The 19,892-nt window shown below is 42.4% G+C and carries 20 protein-coding genes and 7 tRNA genes; 18 read left to right on the top strand and 9 right to left on the bottom strand.

Going from position 1 to position 19,892, the window contains the following annotated elements:
• Window positions 1–29: 29 nt before the first annotated feature.
• On the bottom strand, window positions 30–740 hold the full coding sequence (cysZ, locus tag H3302_RS09985; RefSeq protein WP_182396412.1) for a sulfate transporter CysZ: 711 nt from the start codon (window positions 738–740) through the stop codon (window positions 30–32).
• A 254-nt stretch (window positions 741–994) separates the two neighbouring features.
• Here cysZ and H3302_RS09980 point away from each other — a divergent pair, with 254 nt between their 5' ends.
• The 4 genes from H3302_RS09980 (at window position 995) to speB (ending at window position 5,025) form a co-directional block, all read left to right on the top strand.
• A complete protein-coding gene (locus H3302_RS09980; protein WP_036967450.1) occupies window positions 995–1,456 on the top strand; it encodes a GNAT family N-acetyltransferase in 462 nt (153 codons plus the stop codon).
• Window positions 1,457–1,527: 71 nt separating this feature from the next.
• Window positions 1,528–1,989, top strand: a complete 462-nt coding sequence (locus H3302_RS09975) for a hypothetical protein (protein ID WP_051501748.1) — start codon at window positions 1,528–1,530, stop codon at window positions 1,987–1,989.
• A 195-nt stretch (window positions 1,990–2,184) separates the two neighbouring features.
• Window positions 2,185–4,098, top strand: coding sequence for a biosynthetic arginine decarboxylase (gene speA / locus H3302_RS09970; protein WP_182395083.1), 1,914 nt, complete (start codon window positions 2,185–2,187; stop codon window positions 4,096–4,098).
• 3 nt (window positions 4,099–4,101) lie between these two features.
• Window positions 4,102–5,025, top strand: a complete 924-nt coding sequence (speB, locus tag H3302_RS09965) for an agmatinase (protein WP_036967455.1) — start codon at window positions 4,102–4,104, stop codon at window positions 5,023–5,025.
• Between the two features lie 57 nt (window positions 5,026–5,082).
• Here speB and H3302_RS09960 read toward each other — a convergent pair whose 3' ends face one another.
• Together H3302_RS09960 and gloB are read right to left on the bottom strand one after the other, a co-directional pair.
• Window positions 5,083–6,666, bottom strand: coding sequence for a LysM peptidoglycan-binding domain-containing protein (locus H3302_RS09960; protein ID WP_180310934.1), 1,584 nt, complete (start codon window positions 6,664–6,666; stop codon window positions 5,083–5,085).
• Between the two features lie 144 nt (window positions 6,667–6,810).
• The gene (gloB, locus tag H3302_RS09955) at window positions 6,811–7,584 is read right to left on the bottom strand and encodes a hydroxyacylglutathione hydrolase (RefSeq protein WP_182395080.1); all 774 of its coding nucleotides are present in this window, start codon (window positions 7,582–7,584) and stop codon (window positions 6,811–6,813) included.
• Window positions 7,585–7,637: 53 nt separating this feature from the next.
• On the opposite strand from gloB, the gene H3302_RS09950 reads away from it, so the two are divergent.
• Entirely contained in the window at window positions 7,638–8,396 is a 759-nt protein-coding gene (locus tag H3302_RS09950; protein ID WP_036967464.1) for a class I SAM-dependent methyltransferase, read from the top strand.
• On the opposite strand, the gene H3302_RS09945 is transcribed toward H3302_RS09950, so the two are convergent.
• Window positions 8,367–9,230, bottom strand: a complete 864-nt coding sequence (locus H3302_RS09945; RefSeq protein ID WP_036967466.1) for an MBL fold metallo-hydrolase — start codon at window positions 9,228–9,230, stop codon at window positions 8,367–8,369. The genes H3302_RS09950 and H3302_RS09945 overlap by 30 nt on opposite strands.
• 74 nt (window positions 9,231–9,304) lie before the next feature.
• Window positions 9,305–9,775, bottom strand: a complete 471-nt coding sequence (rnhA, locus tag H3302_RS09940) for a ribonuclease HI (protein ID WP_036967468.1) — start codon at window positions 9,773–9,775, stop codon at window positions 9,305–9,307.
• Between the two features lie 68 nt (window positions 9,776–9,843).
• Between rnhA and dnaQ the strand changes: the two genes are divergently transcribed.
• From dnaQ to H3302_RS09885, 11 genes are all read left to right on the top strand, one after another.
• Window positions 9,844–10,554 carry a DNA polymerase III subunit epsilon gene (gene dnaQ / locus H3302_RS09935; protein ID WP_036967470.1) on the top strand — a complete coding sequence of 237 codons (711 nt, stop codon included), beginning with the start codon at window positions 9,844–9,846 and terminating at the stop codon, window positions 10,552–10,554.
• A gap of 9 nt (window positions 10,555–10,563) precedes the next feature.
• On the top strand, window positions 10,564–11,937 hold the full coding sequence (locus H3302_RS09930) for a TIGR03503 family protein (protein ID WP_182395077.1): 1,374 nt from the start codon (window positions 10,564–10,566) through the stop codon (window positions 11,935–11,937).
• A gap of 98 nt (window positions 11,938–12,035) precedes the next feature.
• Window positions 12,036–12,112: transfer RNA gene (locus H3302_RS09925), tRNA-Asp, on the top strand.
• Between the two features lie 27 nt (window positions 12,113–12,139).
• Window positions 12,140–12,216: transfer RNA gene (locus tag H3302_RS09920), tRNA-Asp, on the top strand.
• 40 nt (window positions 12,217–12,256) lie between these two features.
• Window positions 12,257–12,333 (top strand) — tRNA-Asp (locus H3302_RS09915).
• Between the two features lie 31 nt (window positions 12,334–12,364).
• Window positions 12,365–12,441 (top strand) — tRNA-Asp (locus H3302_RS09910).
• A gap of 37 nt (window positions 12,442–12,478) precedes the next feature.
• Window positions 12,479–12,555, top strand: a tRNA-Asp gene (locus H3302_RS09905).
• Between the two features lie 31 nt (window positions 12,556–12,586).
• A tRNA-Asp gene (locus tag H3302_RS09900) sits at window positions 12,587–12,663 on the top strand.
• A gap of 50 nt (window positions 12,664–12,713) precedes the next feature.
• Window positions 12,714–12,790, top strand: a tRNA-Asp gene (locus tag H3302_RS09895).
• 276 nt (window positions 12,791–13,066) lie between these two features.
• Window positions 13,067–13,348, top strand: coding sequence for a helix-turn-helix domain-containing protein (locus H3302_RS19915; protein ID WP_182395075.1), 282 nt, complete (start codon window positions 13,067–13,069; stop codon window positions 13,346–13,348).
• Window positions 13,308–13,787 carry a transcriptional regulator gene (locus tag H3302_RS09885; protein WP_182395073.1) on the top strand — a complete coding sequence of 160 codons (480 nt, stop codon included), beginning with the start codon at window positions 13,308–13,310 and terminating at the stop codon, window positions 13,785–13,787. Before H3302_RS19915 ends, H3302_RS09885 begins: the two co-directional genes overlap by 41 nt.
• A gap of 23 nt (window positions 13,788–13,810) precedes the next feature.
• On the opposite strand, the gene H3302_RS09880 is transcribed toward H3302_RS09885, so the two are convergent.
• Window positions 13,811–14,275, bottom strand: coding sequence for a sel1 repeat family protein (locus H3302_RS09880; RefSeq protein ID WP_036967474.1), 465 nt, complete (start codon window positions 14,273–14,275; stop codon window positions 13,811–13,813).
• A 121-nt stretch (window positions 14,276–14,396) separates the two neighbouring features.
• On the opposite strand from H3302_RS09880, the gene H3302_RS09875 reads away from it, so the two are divergent.
• A complete protein-coding gene (locus tag H3302_RS09875; RefSeq protein WP_065978728.1) occupies window positions 14,397–15,689 on the top strand; it encodes an NCS2 family permease in 1,293 nt (430 codons plus the stop codon).
• Window positions 15,690–15,715: 26 nt separating this feature from the next.
• On the opposite strand, the gene H3302_RS09870 is transcribed toward H3302_RS09875, so the two are convergent.
• Window positions 15,716–16,474, bottom strand: coding sequence for a hypothetical protein (locus tag H3302_RS09870; RefSeq protein ID WP_065978727.1), 759 nt, complete (start codon window positions 16,472–16,474; stop codon window positions 15,716–15,718).
• A 306-nt stretch (window positions 16,475–16,780) separates the two neighbouring features.
• Here H3302_RS09870 and cysB point away from each other — a divergent pair, with 306 nt between their 5' ends.
• Window positions 16,781–17,758 (top strand): HTH-type transcriptional regulator CysB, encoded by a 978-nt coding sequence (cysB, locus tag H3302_RS09865; protein WP_036967477.1) that lies wholly within the window; start codon window positions 16,781–16,783, stop codon window positions 17,756–17,758.
• A gap of 75 nt (window positions 17,759–17,833) precedes the next feature.
• Here cysB and H3302_RS09860 read toward each other — a convergent pair whose 3' ends face one another.
• Entirely contained in the window at window positions 17,834–19,210 is a 1,377-nt protein-coding gene (locus tag H3302_RS09860) for an L-serine ammonia-lyase (protein WP_036967478.1), read from the bottom strand.
• Window positions 19,211–19,313: 103 nt separating this feature from the next.
• Complete coding sequence (locus tag H3302_RS09855; protein ID WP_409076796.1) at window positions 19,314–19,892, bottom strand: NUDIX hydrolase; 579 nt, start codon at window positions 19,890–19,892, stop codon at window positions 19,314–19,316.

Below are 19,892 nucleotides of genomic sequence, written 5' to 3'. Positions count from 1 at the left end.
GTCACTATTGGCTTAATGGCTTTTAAGATTTAACGGCGGTATTTACTGCGGTAATTATCAACCCATAAACGGGTGCCTCCGCAGACTGCAACAGGCATCACAATTAAATTAACAAAGGGGATTGCTGTAAGCACCATAACGGCAAGGCCAAAACCATAAGAGAGAGTTTGTTTTTCTTTTAAATCATCTTTCATATCATTAAAGCTGACTTTGTGATTGTCAAATGCGTAATCCTCATATTGAACAGCATACATCCAACACGTAAACAACACCCATAAGAGTTGACCAATAACAGGTAGAATCCATAGCAAGATAAAAAAGCCAATTGCTCTTGGTAAGTAATAGCAGAGTTTTGTCCATTCACGCCCAAGCATGCGTGGCACATCTTTCATGGTATCAAGTAGCCCATCATCATTGACTTTTTGACCCGTCAAATATAGCTCGACTTTTTCACTCAGCAAGCCATTAAAGGGGGCGGCAATAAAATTGGTGATGACGGTGAACAACATACTGTAGCTAAATAAAATCACTAATACGGCAATAGGCCACATTAACCATTCAAGCCAGCTAAGCCACTCTGGTAACAGCGAGTTTAAATAGGCAAAGCCATCGGTAAGCCAGCCGTATAAAAAGAACAGTGAGCTGCCAAAAAGTACGATGTTGATTAATAAAGGAATAAGTACAAAACGTTTTAACCCTTTTTGGCTAATTAATTTAAAGCCAGAAAAGAAGTATTCCATACCTTGAGTAAACTGCACGCGATAACCTCTCATTATTACTTCGTGTTTGCAGTATATGATTTTCACTGTATTTGAACAGCCTTTTTCCGTAACAAAGTGTTTTTTCAGTTACATAGCAAGGAACTACGCGGTAGTATGGTAGTCATACGTACCGATAAGAACGAATAATGAAAACAGCACTAGAGGATCAGACGATGATCCGATATTATTGTTAACAGAATTAACAAAAATGACATATTCAAGATGGGAGTTTTATGCAGTTAGTCGATTTAAATCCACATGATCCTGAAGTAGTACACGTGTTTTCTGATATAGACCGACTTATAAACTCTTTATATCCAGTTGCAACCGCACAATCATTAAGCGTCGAAGAATTAGCAGAACCTAACGTGTATGCAATTGGCTTAAAAAACGAGGATGGTATTGTTGCCTGCGGTGCTATTGTGATGCAAGAAGGGAATCCGCCTTATGGCGAAATTCGCCGTTTGTATGTAAAACCAAGCTATCGAGGTAAAGGGTTATCACGTCGTATTATGCAAATTTTACTGCATCATGCGGGAGAGCAACAAATTCCCCTTATTCGCTTGGAAACAGGCCCTAAGCAAACAGAATCAATTAGTTTGTATGAGAACTTGGGGTTTCATCGTTGTGGGCCGTTTGGTAATTACACTGAAAACCCACAAAGTTTATTTATGGAATTAGGGCTTAATCAATAACGAGTTAACCTAATCACATTATTTATGGGGTTATTGTTATAGTTAAATTATGTGCGCGTCTGTTTGGCTTTTTGTCGCTTATTGTACTCAGTGCATGTGGCGATAATAAACAGTCAGACACGGTGCGTGTATCCCCCGAGCAACGTAATAAACATAGCCCTTCTGACCTTGTTGTTGGCAGTAATACCTTTTATTTCAATTCATGCCATTCGGTAACTGGTGTTTTTAATGACAAGGGTGAAATTACCTCGCGAATTATATTGAAAATACCGCCTCGCTTTTTGAGTACTTGCTCCAGTTCAACTGAAAACCCGCGCCAATTAGAGTTTGATGGCACCTACCTGATTGTTAAACTCTGTCGTGTTGCCTTTGGTGCCGGAGGGTGTGGGGTTGAAAAATACAGAAGTAAAGACTTTGAACATTGGCAAGAGTATATCGGTATCACGTGGCGTAATGGTGAGCAATATGAAGCGTGGCGACAGTTAGGGTCTTCCTCTGCAAAGGCTGACGAAATTATTCACGTTAAGCACTGAGAACGCCACGTACTAAACACGTTATTAAATACGCTGATTCTTCAGCCAATGTAATCTACAACTTAATCAGTTTCTCACATCAAAAATCACTCGTTACGAGTAAAAATACTTGTTGGACTTAAGTCACTATTTTTCTTTTAATGCGCGGCAATACCCTTGCCGATTTTGGCACCATTAAATAAAAGAGAAAGATAGATGAAAGAGACAACATCACTAGAACAAGCTCGCACGAGCTACAATGTTCGTCATTGGAGCCAAGGATTCTTTGGTATAAATGATCAAGGTGATGTGTATGTTGCGCCAAAGGCCCATGCCCCAGAGCAAACCATTGCACTTATCGATATAGCACAGCAACTACAAGACAAAGGTTTAAGTTTGCCGGCGCTTGTGCGTTTTCCTCAAATTTTACATCACCGTGTACACAGCCTGTGTCAGGCATTCAATACGGCGATTGAAAACTATGGTTATCCGAGAGATTACCTGCTTGTTTACCCAATTAAAGTGAATCAACAACGCGAAGTGGTTGAGGAAATTGTGGCAAGCCAAGCCGATGTTGAGAAAAAGCAATTAGGTTTAGAAGCGGGCAGTAAACCCGAACTACTGACTGTTTTAGCGATGGCAGAAAAAACCAGTGCAGTGATTGTATGTAATGGCTACAAAGATCAAGAGTATATTCGTCTGGCACTTATCGGCGAAAAGCTGGGTCATAAGGTTTACATCGTACTAGAAAAACTATCTGAATTAGACATGGTGCTTAGCCAAGCAAAAGAGCTAAACGTGAAGCCTCGTATTGGTATTCGTGTTCGTTTAGCGTCACAAGGTAAAGGCAAGTGGCAAGCGAGTGGCGGCGAAAAATCAAAGTTTGGTTTATCGGCATCGCAAGTACTGAGCGTGGTAAATCGCTTAAAAGCGTCTGAACAATTAGATTTAATTCAGCTTGTGCATTTTCACTTAGGGTCGCAAATGGCCAACATTCGTGACGTACGTTTAGGCGTGAGCGAAGCGGCACGCTTTTACTGTGAGTTGCGCAAGTTAGGTGCGCAAATAGAGTGCTTAGATGTGGGTGGTGGCTTAGCGGTTGATTACGATGGCACACGCAGTCAATCTCATAACTCGATGAACTACAGTCTTAGCGAATATGCGAATAACATTGTTTACACCATTGGCGATACCTGTAAGCAGTATGAGCAACCAATGCCGCGTATTATTTCTGAATCTGGCCGTGCGCTGACTGCGCATCATGCGGTATTGATTTCGAATGTGATTGGTACTGAAAGCTACGAGCCTGAAGATATTCTTGCGCCTGCGGCCGATGCACCTCTTTTATTAAACAATATGTGGACATCGTGGCAACAGCTAAGTGGTGATAACGACGACCGTGCGTTGATTGAAATCTACCATGATAGTCAAAGTGATTTAGCCGAAGCGCATAATCAGTTTGCACTTGGTTTACTCGATTTAACAGAGCGTGCATGGGCGGAACAAGTTAACCTTCGTGTCTGTTATGAACTTAACAAACACATGGATAATAAAAACCGCTTTCATCGTCCAATTATCGATGAATTGAACGCGCGTTTAGCAGACAAGTTTTTTGTGAACTTTTCATTGTTTCAATCTCTACCCGATGCATGGGGTATTGACCAAGTGTTCCCTGTTTTACCATTGAGCGGTTTAACAGAAACACCACAAAAACGTGCTGTACTACTTGATATTACGTGCGATTCAGATGGTGCCATGGAGCACTATGTGGATGGCCAAGGCATTGAAAGTACGCTACCTGTGCCTGCATATAGCGAAGAAAAACCATATTTAATGGGCTTTTTCTTAGTGGGTGCTTATCAAGAAATTTTAGGCGATATGCACAATTTATTTGGTGACACACACAGCGCAATTGTGAAAATGGATGAGCAAGGTCAGGCAGAGATCACTGAAATTAACGAAGGTGATTCGGTGGCTGACATGATGCGTTATGTGCATTTAGATGTAGAGAGCTTCCAGCAGTCTTATGCTCAGCTGGTGGCTACAAAACTGCCAGAAACTGAACAGCAAAGCGTGTTAGACGAGCTGCAAGCTGGCTTAAACGGTTACACTTATTTAGAAGAGTTATAAGCAATGTCGACATTGTTTGACCATACAGATCATTCGTTATATTCAAACGGCATGACGTTTTTACGCCAGCCAATGGTGCAAAACATCACTGCAATTGATGCGGATGTCGTGGTATTAGGTTTACCTTTTGACTTAGCAACATCGGGGCGTCCAGGTGCACGACTAGGTCCAGACGCTATACGCCGTGCCTCTGTACACCTTGCATGGGAAGAAACCAAATACCCTTGGACGTTCCCATTGTTTGAGCGCTTAAAGTTAGCGGATGCAGGGGATTTTACCTACCCCGTAGGCGACCCTGAGTATTTCACTGCGCAGCTTGAATTAGCGGCTGAGCAAATTTTACGTCAAGGTAAAACGTTACTAGGTTTAGGTGGCGACCATTTTGTGACGTTGCCATTGTTGCGCGCACATGCCAAACAGCATGGTAAAATGGCTTTGGTGCATTTTGATGCGCACACAGACACTTACAGTAATGGTTCACGCTATGACCACGGTACTATGTTTTATCATGCGCCGATGGAAGGGCTGATTGACGTTGACCACAGTATTCAAATTGGTATTCGCACTGATTTTGATCAGAGCAAACATGAATTTGCGGTCATTGATGCCATGGCAGCAAATGACCTGTCTGCAGATGTGATTGCAGAGCAAATTAAAGCGCGAGTAGGGGACTTACCTGTTTACCTGACTTTTGATATTGATTGCCTTGACCCCGCATTTGCACCAGGAACTGGTACACCAGTATGTGGCGGTTTAACCAGTGATAAAGTGTTAAAAATATTAAGAGCGCTTAAAGGCATTAATATGGTGGGTATGGATGTGGTTGAGGTTTCACCCTCGTATGATCAAAGTGAGCTTACAGCCATTGCGGCAGCCACGATTGCTAATGAATTACTGCATTTGTGGGCCTTAAAACACAAATACTAAATGTGAGATGCAAAGAGCGCCCTTAGGCGCTCTTTTTTATTGGCAGTAAGTTTAAACTTAGGCGCTGCGAACATCGACCCTTAATTTTAACTTTTGGCCTGGTTGAATGTATTTTTGCCCAGCCAACGAGTTCCACTTTATAATATCATCCACAGAGACATTAAACTTAGCAGCGATACGTGCTAATGAATCGCCACGGCGAACTTTATAGGTAATGGTGCGCTCGGTCGTTTGAGTCGCTGCAAGCTGTGTTTTTTCATCTTTATACACCGTTAGTGTTTGACCAACACGTAACACTGCATTTTTCTTAAGATTATTCCACTTAGCAAGTTCAGCAATTGTGACATCGTATTCGCGGCTTATGTCCCACAACGTGTCACCACTGGCTACTTTATGGCTCAGTTTTTTTCGCGTTGCTTTATTTGCAGCCATGCGAACAGAGTCTGGCAGGTGTTGGCTGTTAATTTCGCCATCACTTAAAGGCACTAATAATTGTTGCCCAACACGTATTGTGTTTGATGACAATTTATTGAGTGTTTTAATCGCTCCCGCACTGGTTGAAAACTTTTTCGCAATAACCGATAAGCTATCGCCGCGCGCCACAACATACTGTTGCCAGCGTAAACGATCTTTTTGCTCTGTTTTTGCCAATTTCTCAGAGAAGGTGTCTATTTTATCTGATGGTAATAATAAGAAATGCGGCCCATTCGGATCGGTTGCCCAGCGGTTAAAACCGGGGTTCAAACGGTATAACTCCGTTAAGCTAATACCTGCCATATCTGCAGCGAGGGCTAAATCAATTTGACTTCCTACGTTAACGACATCGATAACTTGTGCATTAATAATCGGTTGCCACTTAATGCCAAATTCATCGCTACGTTTAACAAGATCAGAAAGTGCGAGCAGCTTTGGTACGTAAGAGGTGGTTTCTTTGGGTAAATCTAACGACCAGAAATCGGTCGGTAAATGCTTCTTACGGTTCTTTTTAATCGCTCTTAGTAAACGACCTTCACCTGAATTATAGGCTGCAATTGCATTTAACCAGTCACCTTCTAAGGTCTTGTGCAAATAGGATAAGTAATCTAAAGCAGCCCGCGTTGATTGCACGATGTCGCGACGACCGTCATACCACCAGTTTTGTTTTAAATCGAAACGCTCGCCTGTTTGTGGCATAAATTGCCATATGCCTGATGCACTGCGATGTGAATAACCAAAGGGATCAAATGCACTCTCAACAATTGGCAGCAGTGCAATTTCGATAGGCATTTCACGTTTTTCGACTTCTTCAACAATAAAGTAAAGATAAGGCTCGGCACGTTTGGCGATACGATCTAGGTATGCTTGATGGCGTGCATAGTAGTTACGCTCGGCGACAACAGGGCGATTTTGCGGTACATCAATAGACAGCTGGTAGCGAATACGCTCCCATACATCATCAAATACTGGGGGGGGCTCATCAGTATCAGCTAATTGCTGATACTGTGCGTTGAGCATCAATGCATCATTGATGTCACTGGGGCTTGCGCCTGCAAGCTGTTGCTCAACACGGTTGTCATTATCTGACCCAGCAGTGTCAGTTGCTGTTAATTGACAGCCACTCAAAACCAGCGCAAGCGTTAAAACTAAAGGAGACTTATACATACATACCCATACATCAGGTAAAAAAACTCGGCGAATATTACCTGCTCAGAGAACATATTGCCACTTTATGACCAATTTATGTCAGCTTATTTTTACAACGTACTGATCTAAAAATACAAAATTGTAACCAAGATAATACACGTTTTAAAAATTATCTTTCCACGCCCTGAGACTAGCAAAACGTTGCCAAGGTTCATTTAAGTTAAAATTAACTTTTAGCGTGTCGGGTAACTGGTCAGTTATGTGGGGCAAATGACTGCGTAAAAATGGATTTAGCTGTTTTTCAATGGCAATGGTGGTGGGCAGACTGATGTCATCATTTGCTCTTAATGTGTCTATTTTATCACTGTACCTCAATAATGCTTCATTTGTTGGCTCAACCGCCTTAGCGAACGCTAAGTTGGCTTGCGTATATTCGTGGGTACAGTAGATTTTACAGTCATCAGGCAGCGATTTAAGTTTACATAACGAATGCCACATTTGTTCTGCACTGCCTTCAAATAAGCGGCCACAACCAGCACTAAAGAGTGTATCGCCCGTAAAGCTCAATTCATCATTAACATAACAAATGTGATCCAAAGTGTGGCCAGGTGTAGCAAGCACTGTAAATGTGCGATCATAAACCGTGACTTTGTCTGCTTCTGAAAGCGGGTGATTAATCCCTTTAAACGGACTGTGTCTTGGCCCGTATACGGGAATGTCACGGTTGGTTTTGAGCAATGGCTCAACACCATCAGTGTGATCATAATGGTGGTGTGTAATTAAGATACCTGCCAAGGTGAGGTTATGCTCATCAAGATACTGGTTGACGGGGTCTGCTTGGCCTGGATCAACGACCCAAGCGCTTTGTTGGTCATTATTTACAATGCACCAGATATAATTATCAGAAAAGGCTTTAATTGCTTTAACTTGCACCATGTTTAATTGCTCTATAAAGTGACAGTTAAGATACAGTATAACGAGCTCAGAAAATGAAACCAGCCCTTAGTTTTCAAGAAGGTCCTAAGCCGTACTCGTGGCAGCAGTTCCCTCATGGGGACTATTTGCGTGCTGAAATTGAAAGAAAGTTAACACCTTGGTTGCCACGCATGTTTGGTTACCACATGCTTAAATTAGGTAATTTAAGTGGCGAGCTTGCTACGAGTGAGAGCCCCATTAAGCATCAGGTTTGTGTTGCTGAGCCGGGCTTATTTACCGGTGTTATTGCCGATGTTGATGAACTGCCTTTTTATGAGCACAGTGTCGATGCGTGTATTTTATCTCATTGCTTAGAGTACCATTCTGACCCGCATCATATATTGCGAGAAGCACACCGTACGCTGATCCCAGGTGGATACATTGTTATAAGCGGTTTTAATCCATTTAGTTTATGTGGCTTGGCTCAATTGTTGCCGTTTAGCCGTCAAAAGCTGCCTTGGACGGGGCGCTTTTTTACCCCTTCACGCGTGAAAGACTGGCTGAATTTATTAGGGTTCGAAATTATTTCTGATGAGCGATTTATCCATTCGTCGCTTGCACGAGGTAATCGATTATCGCGATTTGCGGCATGGCGTCGCTTCGGTAAACATTACTTAAAGCCTATGGGCAGTGTCTATTTACTCGTGGCACGCAAGCGAGTAGCACCACTGACGCCAATTAAACCTAAATGGCACGCAAGACCTCAATTTTCACCTGTAAAAGGCGCAGGTCTTCGCCAAACATCAAAGCAGCACTGTGAGCGGGATAGCTAAATAGTGCTGTTTGTCATCGCTTTTAAGCGGGTACTGGCCAGCGCGAATATTTAATTGAATCGACGGATGCAACAATTTTGGCACTGCTAACGTTGCATCTCGGCTTTCACGTATTGCAATAAAACTCTGTTTATCACCTTTTAAATGCTCGTTTTGCTCTCGCTGTTCTTTAACCGTTGTTTTATACGCGAGTGCTCGGCCGTCGGGTTGATAGTCGTGACACATCCAAAGCACGGTATCATCCGGCAGTGATAAAATACGTTGTAAAGAATCATATAACTCAGCCGCACTGCCGCCTGGGAAATCACAACGTGCTGTGCCGCTGTCTGGCATAAAGAAAGTGTCGCCAACAAATACATTGCCATTTATGTGATAACACACGCTATCAGGGGTGTGGCCGGGGGTGGCAATAACATCGACTGTAAATTCCCCTAACTGAAACTGTGCTTTATCAGCGAATAGTTGCTCAAAGGGTTCGCCATTACATGGCATATCAATATTATAAAGCTTACTGAAATGTGCTTGTACGTGAACAATGCCTTCACCGGTGCCCAGTTTACATGGGTGAGCGTGTTGCAGTTGCTGTTTAATATAGCTTGATGCGGTAATGTGATCTGCATGAGCATGTGTTTCGAGCAACCACTGTAATGAGAGCTTATGCTGCTTTATGTAGGCGATAATTTCATTGGCAGTGCTAAAACTTAATTCTCCACTTGGCATATCAAAATCAGCTGGTGCATCAATAAGTAGGCAGTGTTTGCTGTGTTCACACCATACTAGATAGCACAAAGTTGCGCTTTGTTGATGAAAAAAAGAGTGAATGCGCAGAGCCATAATGAGTCCTTAATTATTGTTATAGCTAAATCTTATAACATATAACAAAAACTTTAAATGCTCTGCGTTAATTTTTAACTTGCTTCGTCGTAACCGGTGTCTTCAAGTAGGGCATCGCCACCTGCTGCTTCACGGGCAAGGTCATCAACGAGTTCATTGTATTTATTCCCGCTGTGACCTTTTACCCAGCGCCACTCAATGGTGTGTCGTTGGCAAGCTGCATCAAGGCGTTTCCACAAGTCGACATTTTTGACGGGTTTTTTGGCTGCGGTTTTCCAGCCTCGTTTTTTCCAGTTTTCAACCCATGACTCAATACCTTGTTTGACATATTGGCTGTCGGTGGTAAGGATAATATGGCAGGGGCGGGTTAATGTTTCGAGTGCAACAATGGCTGCGAGCATTTCCATCCGATTATTTGTAGTAAGGGTATATCCTTGGCTTAATTGCTTCTCATGACCGTTATACCGCATCACTGCGCCATAACCTCCTGGCCCCGGATTACCTAAACATGACCCATCGGTGTAAATCTCTACGGTTTTTTGCACTGTTTTACCTTGATATTATGTACAATAAAGTGATTATAGAAAGATACCAGAGTCAGGCTTAAGACGATATGGCACATAGACAAATAGTTTTAGATACAGAAACCACGGGTATTGACCCAAAGCAAGGCCATCGGATTATTGAAATCGGGTGTGTAGAGCTTGTAAATCGCCGCCTTACTGGCAACAATTTTCACGTGTATATTAATCCACAGCGTGACATTGAAGAAGAAGCCATCGATGTTCACGGTATTACTAATGAGTTTTTACGTGATAAACCGTTGTATCACCAAATAGCGCATGAATTTCTTGAGTACATAAAAGGCGCAGAACTTGTCATCCACAACGCGGCGTTCGATATCGGCCATATGGATAATGAGTTTGCGCTGTTGAATCAGGGCTATCCGAATACTGAAGATGTCTGTCAAGTTCTTGATACCTTGAAGATGGCGCGTGATTTGCATCCTGGTCAAAAGAATAACCTTGATGCGTTATGTCGTCGTTATGATATTGATAACTCAAAGCGAACCTTACACGGCGCATTACTGGATTCCGAGATTTTAGCCGACGTTTACCTCGCCATGACAGGTGGGCAAGTTAAGCTAAATTTAAATCAGAATAAAGATGAAGGTTCAGAGCAACAAATGGGTGGTATTCGACGCGTGAGCGCTGATAGAGCGCCACTGGTTGTATTAAAGGCCACAGAGCAAGAGCATGCCGCTCATGAAGAGCGTTTAGACTTGGTCGCAAAAGGCGGTCAATGCTTATGGCGTGCAGAATAAGGTAATAAAATGAGAAAACAGCTTCTAGCAGGATTAGTGTGTGTATTGCCCTTGATGGGACTTGCCACTGAGCAAGATAAAATAACCCCGTTACAGCGTGACGGGATTCAAAATGAAATTCCTCTACTAGATAACCGTTTTCGCATTGATCACAACGTTGATAAAATTACGTTATTATTTTTCCGTAAACGCGGTGCACCCGCCGTGGTGCTTGTACGTCCAGATGGCAGCAAGTACTACGCGACTGACTCGGTGAAGAACGCCAACTTAGACTGGCATGATGAACTAAGCTACGATTTGATCACCATCACAGACCCGATGCCTGGCCCTTGGCAAGTCGTTGGCAGTATTTTGCCAGACAGTCGAGTAATGGTATTAGGCGAAATTGAATTACGTGTAGACCCTCTCCCTCCCATGTTGTTTCGTGGCGAAACCATTAAATTAACAGGCCGAGTACTCAATGATGGTAAGCCAATTGAGGTGGGGCAATTTCGAGATGTCATAAGTCTACATGTTGATTTTGTAAGTACCAATAACAGTGACTTCGCTAATTTTGGAGCGGGCACGCAAAGTGTTACCGATTTTAAAGATGATGGTCGTGGGTTTGATGAGCGCCCCCTTGATGGTGTGTTTACCGGGGAGTTTAAATTGGTCTTCCCAGCAGGGGAGTGGCAACCAGAGTTATATATAGAAACACCGATATTAAAACGTACAGTAGTACAAAAGCCGATTGTTGTTCATGAGCCTCCTTTTAGCTATGACATGGCATTAGCAGAACAAGATACCGATGAGCATACCTTAACGATTACTTTAAACCCTGAAATCGTCAAACCAGAAACAGTGCTTATTCAAGGTAAAATCTATTACCCCAATAATGAAGAGCAAATGTTTTCAATTGATGCTGATAAATCTCAAACCAGAGAATTAGCAATCAAAAATTATGATTGGGGTCGATACAGTGTCGAGCTATCGGTGTTTGGTAGCAATATAAATGACCGTGAATTTATGGCGACGCTGCCGACGTATAAATTTGAAATTGAACGACCCATTGAGATTGTACCTGAAATTGTTCGTCCAGAAGTCGATTTAGCAGCGCAAGCTGAGCAGCAAAGAATCCTAGAAGAAGAAAAAAAAGCATCCACTGTGCTAATGGTGACACTTATTGTTGTTGGAAATTTAATCGTTCTTCTATTAGGGTGGTTAGCCATTCGTATTTTTGTGCAAAAGAAACCACTTAAATTCAAATTATCGTTACCGTTTTTAAAGAAAAAAAGCTCATCTGAAAATGTTGAGCAAGCAACGAATGAAAATGAAGTTGGCAAAAATGGTTCAAAAAATGACAAATCAGGTGAAATTTTAAACCTTTCGATGTCAGATGACTAAAAAACCTGTAAAAATACAAAAAAGCCCTTGACGAACCAGAGGGTGATTCGTATTATTCACGCCGCTGTCAGGGGAGACTCAGTCAGCAACGAAATTGTGGAGTGGTAGTTCAGTTGGTTAGAATACCGGCCTGTCACGCCGGGGGTCGCGGGTTCGAGTCCCGTCCACTCCGCCAATTTTCGACAATTTGTAAGTACGCGCTGGAGTGGTAGTTCAGTTGGTTAGAATACCGGCCTGTCACGCCGGGGGTCGCGGGTTCGAGTCCCGTCCACTCCGCCAATACTTACACAACTAATGGTTGTAAAACATTTTCCTTTGCGGAGTGGTAGTTCAGTTGGTTAGAATACCGGCCTGTCACGCCGGGGGTCGCGGGTTCGAGTCCCGTCCACTCCGCCAATAGGAAAAAATAAATAGCATTAGATACTGCGGAGTGGTAGTTCAGTTGGTTAGAATACCGGCCTGTCACGCCGGGGGTCGCGGGTTCGAGTCCCGTCCACTCCGCCACTATTTAACAGCTATTTAATTACAAAATTTGTATCGCGGAGTGGTAGTTCAGTTGGTTAGAATACCGGCCTGTCACGCCGGGGGTCGCGGGTTCGAGTCCCGTCCACTCCGCCAACAAATTAAGTAATAACAATGATATCTCTGCGGAGTGGTAGTTCAGTTGGTTAGAATACCGGCCTGTCACGCCGGGGGTCGCGGGTTCGAGTCCCGTCCACTCCGCCACTTGATATCATGAACAAATTTAGTGCATTACCCCATGCACATACCACTGCGGAGTGGTAGTTCAGTTGGTTAGAATACCGGCCTGTCACGCCGGGGGTCGCGGGTTCGAGTCCCGTCCACTCCGCCATTTATTTTCCTCAAACAAATGATTGATTTTAAAAAACACCCCTTTATTCTGATAATCTCGTATCTCGTATCTCGTATCTCGTATCTCGTATCTCGTATCTCGTATCTCGTATCTCGTATCTCGTATCTCGTATCTCGTATCTCGTATCTCGTATCTCGTATCTCGTATCTTTCCAATTAACTTGCTAATATTCTTCACTATTCATATTTATTCAGCTTCTTATTTCTGCATGAATAGCAAAGAATGACCGCTCCACAATAGAAAAGGACATGCGTTATGAGTACATTCGGTTCACAACTAAAACACTATCGTAGTGAGCTTAAACTAAGCCAACCAGAATTTGCTGAGCAAGTAGGGATAGAGCAAAGCTACTTATCAAAACTTGAGAACGATAAGTCAGTGCCTTCTAATGACACATTTCGCTCTATATTAGCCGCACTCAATTTAACCATTTGTGATTTTATGCAGCCATTAAAACACTCAGTAGATAAAGCTCGGCTGATTAATGTGCCTGATATTGAAGCTTGGTATAAGCAACAAACTAACAAACAATTTTAAACAGCGTTCACTGATTTATAGCGCCATACTGATAAGTGCTTTAGGTTGTGCGCTATTTTATTTAGGCCATCAAGAAAAGTTATTTAACACAGAATTTTATGAGTACAAATCATACGGTGTAGTGAAAGATAATGAGCCGGATGGTATTTTTTATGATTGGCGAACACTACTCGTAGATAAAAGCGGGGAAAATATAGATGCAAAACATCGCGAAATGACTAACAGACGTGATTTTAAATTTATTATTTCACCTGACTATAAAGGCACTTCGTTCGTCGAGTCAGGCGAACAGGGTAGGCGTTTATTTAGTGTAACTTCAAAAACACCTATTATTAAGTCGCATAAAGGCCATGTATGGCTTGAGTTTGTTGGTATTTTATTGGTTGTGATAGGCGCAGGGCTTATCGCCTTTGAGAGCAAACTGACAAAACACTCGTAATTAGCAGTGAATCCTGACGCTTGTTAATTGGCGTCAGGGTTGTGTGGAATAAGGTGCGAAAATTGTTGCTGGTGGATTTGTTCATATAGCGTTGCTGCATAGCTTTGTGCGTCTTGCAGACGGCGAGTACTAATGTGCTTTCTTAAATCATTTAGGGCAGCGGTTGCAGGCTCGTAACCTTGGCTGCTGGCGAGACTCAACCAGACTGAACCATGGAAAACACTGTGCGGCACGCCTTGGCCTTTTATAAAAAACAGCCCCATGTAAAATTGTGCTCTATGATTACCTGCCATTGCAGCTAAACGCATCCACTTTGCGGCAAGTGGCGCTTGTTCGTTTTTAAGATAATACAACGCTTTGTTTAGTGTTTTTTCAACTGATTGCGTACTTTTTTGTGGCTCATCCCCTGTATCAGGCTGCGTTATAAAGGCAAGTACGTTGTCAAGTTGTTGCTCTAAATCTAAGCCTACTGGCGATTTATCAGACATAGTTTAGTTATTTTCTTGAAATAAAAGACCTTATTAGTTTAGAACATTGCAAGGTAAATTGTCCTCTAATTATGAGAAAATATGATAAAATTAGCCAATTAATCTTAACTTAAAGTTCAACATGTTCGAAAGACTTTTCAAAATACGTGAAAACAACACGTCAGTCCGCCGTGAAACCATTGCGGGTATCACAACATTTATCACTATGGTTTATATTGTTTTCGTTAATCCAGCCATGCTAGCAGAAGCAGGTATGGACCAAGGTGCTGCGTTTGTAGCAACCTGTATTGCGGCGGCGATTGGGTGCTTTATTATGGGGTTGTGGGCAAATTACCCATTAGCGTTGGCTCCAGGCATGGGCTTAAATGCATTTTTCACCTATGGTGTCGTACTTGGTATGGGTTACAGTTGGCAAGCAGCGCTTGGTGCGGTGTTTATGTCGGGATGTATTTTTTTATGCTTGAGCTTATTTAAAGTCAGAGAATGGATTATCGACGCGATTCCTTTGGTTTTAAAGCGTGCTATCGCAACGGGTATTGGCGCTTTTTTAGCGCTAATCGCATTAAAAAATGCAGGGATAATCGTCGCAAGTCCTGCCACACTGGTGCAATTAGGTGATATTACTGCGCCTGGCCCTTTATTGGCTATCTTAAGCTTCTTTGTGATTGCTGCGTTATTGTATCGTGATATGAAAAGTGGGGTGTTGATCAGCATCTTGTTAGTGACGGGCATCGCATTAGGTTTAGATCTTGTTGAATACAAAGGCATTGTTTCTATGCCACCTTCAATTGCGCCTACGTTTATGCAATTAGATTTTGCAGCCGCACTAGAAATTTCGATGTTGACGGTTATTTTTGCGTTTCTCTTTGTAGATCTATTTGATACGTCAGGCACGCTTGTCGCTGTAACACAAAAAGCGGGTCTTGCTGATGAACAAGGCAAAATGCCACGTTTAGGCCGAGCGCTGAGTGCGGACAGTACTGCCACGATTGCAGGCTCTATGCTGGGAACGTCGACAACCACATCATACATTGAGTCAGTGGCCGGTGTATCTGTAGGTGGGCGTACAGGTTTAACGGCGGTAGTCGTCGGAATTTGCTTTTTGCTTATGATGTTCTTTGCACCGCTTGCCAGTATGATCCCAGCCTACGCAACAGCAGGCGCGATATTGTACGTGGCTGTTTTAATGATGCAAAATTTAAAGCTGGTTAATTGGGATGACATGACAGATGCAATTCCTGTAAGCGTAGTGCTATTAATGACCCCGCTAACATTTTCAATTGCGCATGGTATTGCACTGGGTTTTATTGCGTATACTGCGGTTAAATTAGTGTGTGGTAAAAAAGATGAAATCAGTGTGAGTGTATGGGTACTAACTGCACTATTTATTATTAAATTCGCGTTTTTATCGTAATGAATGCAGACCAAAGAAAAAGTGGATTACCACTTTTTCTTTGGGGCAAATAACACATCTAAATCGTCTTGCTCTTGCTCTGCTTTTTTCTTTCTTGATGTTGCGTTCGACGCCTTTAGTTCCGTGCTGATAGCTTCTAAGTAATTTTCGATTTCCTGCTTTTTAGTATTTATGTAGTCATCGCTGTAGCTTACAGAAGCAAGTGTGGCTAACGCTTTTTCAAAGTACTGACGTGCTGAGCCAACCATGTTTGCTGCACGCGCTGAAATACCGCGCTTAATTTGGCTTTCAACATTGATTCTTAATTGCAACTTTTCTAAACGCTTATCCTCGGCCACAAATACCTGACTATCTACTTTGCCTTTACCATGTTCAGAGCGCAGTAATGCACGTAACTTTTTGATACTTTGGATCAGTGAAATTAATTGTTTGTCATTATCGGGTAATACAAGTGCATCAGAATTATTAGAGTCAATTGGCAAGGTCAAGCGCTGCTTAGCTTCGTTTAAGCGACTTTTTAGTTCTTTTGAGTTAGGTGATAGCTGCACCATGCTCGCTAATGCATCATAAACACGGCGTTGAATAATACGTAAAATATTTTCAGACATCGGAATGTTTGTACTATTGAGCAGTACTTCTTCTGCTTCTTCGATGATTTTTTTCTGTTTTGTTAGTTCTTTGCGACGCTCTGACTCTTGTTTTTCTTTATGTTGTTGCACCGCGCTTACCCACAGTGCAATGACAATCAAGGCAACAATGAGCATAATGATGATAGAAACAATCATAGCTAAATCTCAGTTTTCACTATCTAATTTTTTTATCTTACATTAAAAATATTACATCTGGATAGTTTTGCGCATACTTATGTGCAATAAACTATCAATCAACCATTCTTTTTTATTAGGGTCGTGTTAAGCAAGCATGTTTATTGAGTATTTTATGAATAAACATCGCTACCGAGTCACAGTTGAATGTGGTAGCCTTAGAAAGAATCGCGATAAAAGTAAAAAATGACAGTGCGATGAAATATCACTTGGCATTGCGCTTAGCAGCCTTTATAAATAAAGAATAACAACGTTTACAATGCAGCCATGAAACTACAACAACTCAGATATATAGTCGAAGTCCAAAATCATAAACTCAATGTCTCTGCGACAGCTGAAAGTTTATTTACATCTCAACCAGGGATCTCAAAACAAGTTCGTATGCTAGAAGACGAATTGGGTGTTCAGATCTTTGGCCGTAGTGGTAAGCATTTGACACATGTAACCAGTGCTGGCAATGAAATCATTAATATTTCACGAGAAATCTTGTCGAAAGTTGAAGGTATCAAAGCCGTCGCAAATGAACATACTTTGCCAGATCAAGGTAAATTGAACATTGCAACCACGCACACACAAGCCCGTTATGCGCTGCCAAATGTCATTCAGGGGTTCATGAAAAAATACCCCGCGGTGTCACTGCATATGCATCAAGGCACGCCGCAGCAAATTTCTGATGCGGCAGCACGTGGTGATGCTGACTTCGCTATCGCGACCGAAGCATTACACTTATATTCTGACCTTGTCATGCTGCCTTGTTATCACTGGAATCGCAGTATTGTGGTTGCAAAAACACACCCGCTGGCGAAAAAAGCAGATAACCTGACTGTTGCCGATGTCGCGAAGTATCCGTTAATTACCTATGTGTTTGGCTTCACAGGTCGCTCTGAACTTGATAAAGCCTTTAGTGCACATGGGCTTGAACCGCATATTGTGTTTACAGCCACGGATGCCGATGTTATTAAAACCTATGTGCGTCTTGGCCTTGGGGTTGGCGTGGTAGCGTCGATGGCAATTGATCAAGTGACAGACAACGATTTAGTGTGTATTGACGCAAGTCATTTATTTGAAGCGAGTACCACTAAGATTGGCTTTAGAAAAGGCAGCTTTTTGCGTAGTTACATGTACGACTTCATTGAGCGCTTTGCCCCTCATTTAACAAAAGAATTGGTTGAACGCGCCAGTTTGCTGCGTAATCAAGAAGACGTAGATAAGCTGTTTGAAAATATTGAATTGCCAATCAAGTAGTGAAGTTATTAAATTAAAAGCCGCTTAAGCGGCTTTTTTGATAATGGGCATGTGTCATACCATATATGGTATTAATTAACACTCAATGATATTAACCGCTAAACCGCCGCGTGCGGTTTCTTTGTATTTAGTTTTCATATCATTCCCTGTGTCGAGCATGGTTTTGATGACTTTATCGAGCGTTACTTTTTGTTCACCAGAACCGCGCATAGCTAAACGAGAGGCGTTAATCGCTTTAATTGCCCCCATAGCATTGCGTTCAATACACGGAACTTGTACAAGACCGCCTACGGGGTCACAAGTTAAACCTAGGTTGTGCTCCATGCCAATTTCAGCGGCATTTTCTACTTGTACTACGTTACCACCCATTATTTCGGTCAGGGCGCCGGCAGCCATAGAGCAAGCAACCCCGACTTCACCTTGACAGCCAACCTCTGCGCCAGAAATTGACGCATTCTTTTTATATAAAATACCAATTGCAGCCGCTGTTAATAAATAACGTGTCGCAATATCACGGTCTACTTCTTTGATGAAGGTGTTGTAATACATTAGAACCGCAGGAAGAATACCGGCAGCACCATTTGTTGGCGCAGTGACCACACGGCCACCCGCTGCGTTTTCTTCGTTTACTGCAAGCGCAAATAAATCAACCCAGTCCATAGCACGCAGCGGATCATTGTTTACTTCAATGTTTAGTTTAAGGTGTAAGCTGGGGGCACGACGTTTAACTTTTAAGCCTCCAGGGAGGATACCTTCGGTACGCATACCACGCTCTATACAGGCTTTCATTACTTGCCAGATATTAAAAAGGGTGTCTTTTATCTCATTTTCGCTGCGCAACGTTTTCTCATTATGCATCATTAATGTCGATACACTAAAACCTGATTCGCGACATAACTCTAGCAATTCTTTGGCTGTATTAAAGGGATAGGGGGCTGGATTTTCTTCACGAACATCAAGAGCTTTTTGTTTTTCATTTTCAAACTCTTCATCTGTAACAATAAAGCCACCACCAATAGAGTAGTACACTTTACTAAAGAGCTTTTCGCCATTTTGACTTGCTATGATTTCCATCGCATTTGAATGCTTAGGCAAGGTTTTTCTACGATGAAAAACAATCGCACCTTGTTTAGGGAACTTCGCTTTGTGGCTCTGATTTAAGTAGATAACTTGTTCTTTTTCGATTTTAGCTAATATGTCATCAACTAAGTCAGCATCGATTGTTTCAGGGTCGTAACCTGCTAAGCCCAAAATAACGGCTTTGCCAGAACCGTGGCCGATACCTGTTTGGCCAAGCGAGCCAAATAGCTCAACTTTTACATCGGTTACCTGAGACAATAAGTTCTTTTCTTCTAGCTCATTTACAAATAAACGTGAAGCGCGCATTGGACCAACAGTGTGAGATGATGATGGGCCAATACCAATACTAAACATATCGAATGCACTGATCATAATTTGCTACTCATTTTTTATTAAATACGGCGTATTTTCTGCCTTTGAACGGTGTCACATAATAACGTGTATGTGAGCGTGTGTAACCCTAAAAGCATGATAATTAAACTGGTAGGGCGAGTTGTTTTATAAAGTTATTAATAATACTGGCTGTTGCTCCCCATAGAAGACCATGCGGTGTCATTAAGCCTTTTAAAACGAATGTTTTACCGTTTCGTTGAAAGCTTAGCGGTTGCCAGTTTCTGTGATCGCTTAAATGTGAAATAGGCAGTAAAAAGCTCACTTCGACTTCGTTGGGATCTGCCTGCCAACCGGTTCCTGCAGCAAGGCTGCATACATAGGGGGCAATCGTAAACCCTGTTAATGTTGAGTACTGATGAAGTTGCCCATGCACTGTAACATTATGTGCAGCAATATTAAGCTCCTCATGGAGTTCCCGCAGTGCCGTGTGCATTAATGACTCATCCTGCTTCTCGAACTTACCACCCGGTAAACAGATCTCCCCTGGATGGTGAAGTAAATGACGAGGACGCTTACACAATATTAAATGTGCGTCGTTTTCAACATCGATGAGCGGTAACATCACCGCACTGGCACGCTTATCCGCATTTATGTGAATTTGCTGTGCAGGCTCAGTGGCCATACTTAAGCTGAAGCGGGTGATTAATTGCTGACTATTCAA

Origin of the sequence: Pseudoalteromonas sp. MT33b, assembly GCF_014117385.1 — a bacterium.
Taxonomy (GTDB): domain Bacteria; phylum Pseudomonadota; class Gammaproteobacteria; order Enterobacterales; family Alteromonadaceae; genus Pseudoalteromonas; species Pseudoalteromonas lipolytica.
Note: the sequence above shows the minus strand (reverse complement) of the source record. Positions and strands in the feature narration are given on the sequence as shown.

Coding starts and splice junctions, on each gene's coding strand:
- cysZ (WP_182396412.1), bottom strand. CDS start 740: ATGGAATACTTCTTTTCTGGCTTTAAATTAATTAGCCAAAAAGGGTTA.
- H3302_RS09980 (WP_036967450.1), top strand. CDS start 995: ATGCAGTTAGTCGATTTAAATCCACATGATCCTGAAGTAGTACACGTG.
- speA (WP_182395083.1), top strand. CDS start 2,185: ATGAAAGAGACAACATCACTAGAACAAGCTCGCACGAGCTACAATGTT.
- speB (WP_036967455.1), top strand. CDS start 4,102: ATGTCGACATTGTTTGACCATACAGATCATTCGTTATATTCAAACGGC.
- H3302_RS09960 (WP_180310934.1), bottom strand. CDS start 6,666: ATGTATAAGTCTCCTTTAGTTTTAACGCTTGCGCTGGTTTTGAGTGGC.
- gloB (WP_182395080.1), bottom strand. CDS start 7,584: ATGGTGCAAGTTAAAGCAATTAAAGCCTTTTCTGATAATTATATCTGG.
- H3302_RS09950 (WP_036967464.1), top strand. CDS start 7,638: ATGAAACCAGCCCTTAGTTTTCAAGAAGGTCCTAAGCCGTACTCGTGG.
- H3302_RS09945 (WP_036967466.1), bottom strand. CDS start 9,230: ATGGCTCTGCGCATTCACTCTTTTTTTCATCAACAAAGCGCAACTTTG.
- dnaQ (WP_036967470.1), top strand. CDS start 9,844: ATGGCACATAGACAAATAGTTTTAGATACAGAAACCACGGGTATTGAC.
- H3302_RS09930 (WP_182395077.1), top strand. CDS start 10,564: ATGAGAAAACAGCTTCTAGCAGGATTAGTGTGTGTATTGCCCTTGATG.
- H3302_RS19915 (WP_182395075.1), top strand. CDS start 13,067: ATGAGTACATTCGGTTCACAACTAAAACACTATCGTAGTGAGCTTAAA.
- H3302_RS09880 (WP_036967474.1), bottom strand. CDS start 14,275: ATGTCTGATAAATCGCCAGTAGGCTTAGATTTAGAGCAACAACTTGAC.
- H3302_RS09875 (WP_065978728.1), top strand. CDS start 14,397: ATGTTCGAAAGACTTTTCAAAATACGTGAAAACAACACGTCAGTCCGC.
- H3302_RS09870 (WP_065978727.1), bottom strand. CDS start 16,474: ATGATTGTTTCTATCATCATTATGCTCATTGTTGCCTTGATTGTCATT.
- cysB (WP_036967477.1), top strand. CDS start 16,781: ATGAAACTACAACAACTCAGATATATAGTCGAAGTCCAAAATCATAAA.
- H3302_RS09860 (WP_036967478.1), bottom strand. CDS start 19,210: ATGATCAGTGCATTCGATATGTTTAGTATTGGTATTGGCCCATCATCA.